Below are 778 nucleotides of genomic sequence, written 5' to 3' on the forward strand. Positions count from 1 at the left end.
GTTTTAACTGTGTCTTTGATACCTACGATTTCAACTTCTTCGCCTACTTTCACGATACCAGCTTCTACACGGCCAGTTACTACTGTACCACGACCAGAAATAGAGAATACGTCTTCGATTGGCATTAAGAATGCTTTATCAATAGCACGCTCTGGCTCTGGGATGTAAGTGTCAAGCGCTTCAACAAGAGCAACAACTGCATCTTCACCGAACTGACCAGCTTCACCGTTAAGTGCAGCAAGAGCAGAACCACGGATAACTGGAGTGTCATCACCTGGGAAGTCATAAGTAGAAAGAAGTTCACGAACTTCCATTTCAACCAGCTCAAGAAGCTCTTCGTCGTCTACAAGGTCACATTTGTTTAAGAATACAACGATGTATGGAACACCTACTTGGCGAGAAAGAAGGATGTGTTCACGAGTTTGTGGCATTGGACCATCAGTCGCAGCACATACAAGGATCGCGCCGTCCATTTGAGCAGCACCAGTAATCATGTTTTTAACATAATCGGCGTGGCCCGGGCAGTCTACGTGAGCGTAGTGACGAGTTGGAGAATCGTATTCTACGTGTGATGTATTAATTGTAATACCACGTGCTTTTTCTTCTGGTGCAGAGTCGATTGCAGCGTAGTCTTTAGCTTCACCACCGAATTTCTTCGCACATACAGTTGCGATAGCAGCAGTTAAAGTTGTTTTACCATGGTCAACGTGACCGATTGTGCCCACGTTAACGTGTGGCTTATTACGTTCAAACTTAGCCTTAGCCATGAGATCTTCCT

The 778-nt window shown here is 45.1% G+C and carries 1 protein-coding gene; it reads right to left on the bottom strand.

The genetic code is table 11. The features are described 5' to 3' along the window. The coding region (locus tag AC1M9H_RS14310) for an elongation factor Tu (RefSeq protein WP_481613647.1) at positions 1-767 on the bottom strand (767 nt) is incomplete at its 3' end. Positions 768-778: the final 11 nt, after the last annotated feature.

This window comes from Acinetobacter sp. ANC_7512 (assembly GCF_056779935.1).